This is a genomic window from Vibrio sp. 10N.261.55.A10 (genome assembly GCF_041470825.1).
GTDB lineage: Bacteria > Pseudomonadota > Gammaproteobacteria > Enterobacterales > Vibrionaceae > Vibrio > Vibrio crassostreae_C.
In genome coordinates, this window is the sequence record NZ_JBFRNC010000064.1 from 1 (window position 1) to 2,601 (window position 2,601).

Annotated in this window: 1 rRNA gene; it reads left to right on the forward strand. The window is 51.9% G+C overall.

Going from position 1 to position 2,601, the window contains the following annotated elements:
• Nucleotides 1–2,569 (forward strand): 23S ribosomal RNA (locus AB4274_RS19185); the annotation flags it as partial.
• Between the last annotated feature and the right edge of the window lie 32 nt (nucleotides 2,570–2,601).

A 2,601-nucleotide genomic window follows, 5' to 3' on the forward strand; every position in this document is an offset into this window, starting at 1 on the left:
CCCCGTAACCGACACATCATAATCAGTGAAAACGAGTAGGGCGGGACACGTGATATCCTGTCTGAATATGGGGGGACCATCCTCCAAGGCTAAATACTACTGACTGACCGATAGTGAACCAGTACCGTGAGGGAAAGGCGAAAAGAACCCCTGTGAGGGGAGTGAAATAGAACCTGAAACCGTGTACGTACAAGCAGTAGGAGCACCTTCGTGGTGTGACTGCGTACCTTTTGTATAATGGGTCAGCGACTTAATTTTAGTAGCAAGGTTAACCGTTTAGGGGAGCCGTAGGGAAACCGAGTCTTAACTGGGCGTACAGTTGCTAGGATTAGACCCGAAACCAGGTGATCTAGCCATGGGCAGGTTGAAGGTTGAGTAACATCAACTGGAGGACCGAACCGACTAATGTTGAAAAATTAGCGGATGACTTGTGGCTAGGGGTGAAAGGCCAATCAAACCTGGAGATAGCTGGTTCTCCCCGAAAGCTATTTAGGTAGCGCCTCGGACGAATACTACTGGGGGTAGAGCACTGTTAAGGCTAGGGGGTCATCCCGACTTACCAACCCTTTGCAAACTCCGAATACCAGTAAGTACTATCCGGGAGACACACGGCGGGTGCTAACGTCCGTCGTGGAGAGGGAAACAACCCAGACCGCCAGCTAAGGTCCCAAAGTATAGCTAAGTGGGAAACGATGTGGGAAGGCTCAGACAGCCAGGATGTTGGCTTAGAAGCAGCCATCATTTAAAGAAAGCGTAATAGCTCACTGGTCGAGTCGGCCTGCGCGGAAGATGTAACGGGGCTAAGCTATACACCGAAGCTGCGGCTACGTACCTTAGGGTATGTGGGGTAGGGGAGCGTTCTGTAAGCCGTTGAAGGTGGTCTGTAAGGGCTGCTGGAGGTATCAGAAGTGCGAATGCTGACATGAGTAACGATAAAGGGAGTGAAAAACTCCCTCGCCGGAAGACCAAGGGTTCCTGTCCAACGTTAATCGGGGCAGGGTAAGTCGACTCCTAAGGCGAGGCCGAAAGGCGTAGTCGATGGGAAACGGGTTAATATTCCCGTACTTCTTACAATTGCGATGGGGGGACGGAGAAGGCTAGGTGGGCCTGGCGACGGTTGTCCAGGTTCAAGTACGTAGGCGGGTGGTTTAGGTAAATCCGGACCGCTACTAACGCTGAGATACGATGTCGAGCTACTACGGTAGTGAAGTCATTGATGCCATGCTTCCAGGAAAAGCCTCTAAGCTTCAGATTGTAAGGAATCGTACCCCAAACCGACACAGGTGGTCGGGTAGAGAATACCAAGGCGCTTGAGAGAACTCGGGTGAAGGAACTAGGCAAAATGGTACCGTAACTTCGGGAGAAGGTACGCTCTTATCAGTGAAGTCCCTTGCGGATGGAGCAGACGAGAGTCGCAGATACCAGGTGGCTGCAACTGTTTATTAAAAACACAGCACTGTGCAAAATCGTAAGATGACGTATACGGTGTGACGCCTGCCCGGTGCCGGAAGGTTAATTGATGGGGTTAGACTTCGGTCGAAGCTCTTGATCGAAGCCCCGGTAAACGGCGGCCGTAACTATAACGGTCCTAAGGTAGCGAAATTCCTTGTCGGGTAAGTTCCGACCTGCACGAATGGCGTAATGATGGCCACGCTGTCTCCACCCGAGACTCAGTGAAATTGAAATCGCTGTGAAGATGCAGTGTACCCGCGGCTAGACGGAAAGACCCCGTGAACCTTTACTACAGCTTGGCACTGAACATTGAACCTACATGTGTAGGATAGGTGGGAGACTTTGAAACCGCGTCGCTAGATGTGGTGGAGTCGTCCTTGAAATACCACCCTTGTAGTTTTGATGTTCTAACGTTGGTCCCTGAATCGGGATTACGGACAGTGCCTGGTGGGTAGTTTGACTGGGGCGGTCTCCTCCCAAAGAGTAACGGAGGAGCACGAAGGTGGGCTAAACACGGTTGGACATCGTGTGGTTAGTGCAATGGCATAAGCCCGCTTGACTGCGAGAATGACAATTCGAGCAGGTGCGAAAGCAGGTCATAGTGATCCGGTGGTTCTGAATGGAAGGGCCATCGCTCAACGGATAAAAGGTACTCCGGGGATAACAGGCTGATACCGCCCAAGAGTTCATATCGACGGCGGTGTTTGGCACCTCGATGTCGGCTCATCACATCCTGGGGCTGAAGTCGGTCCCAAGGGTATGGCTGTTCGCCATTTAAAGTGGTACGCGAGCTGGGTTTAGAACGTCGTGAGACAGTTCGGTCCCTATCTGCCGTGGGCGTTGGAAAATTGAAAGGGGCTGCTCCTAGTACGAGAGGACCGGAGTGGACGAACCTCTGGTGTTCGGGTTGTCATGCCAATGGCATTGCCCGGTAGCTAAGTTCGGAATCGATAACCGCTGAAAGCATCTAAGCGGGAAGCGAGCCTTGAGATGAGTTTTCCCTGGCGCTATAAGCGTCCTAAAGGGTTGTCGTAGACTACGACGTTGATAGGCAGGGTGTGTAAGTGCTGCGAGGCATTGAGCTAACCTGTACTAATTGCCCGTGAGGCTTAACCATACAACACCCAAGGGGTTTTGTGGACTCAAAGA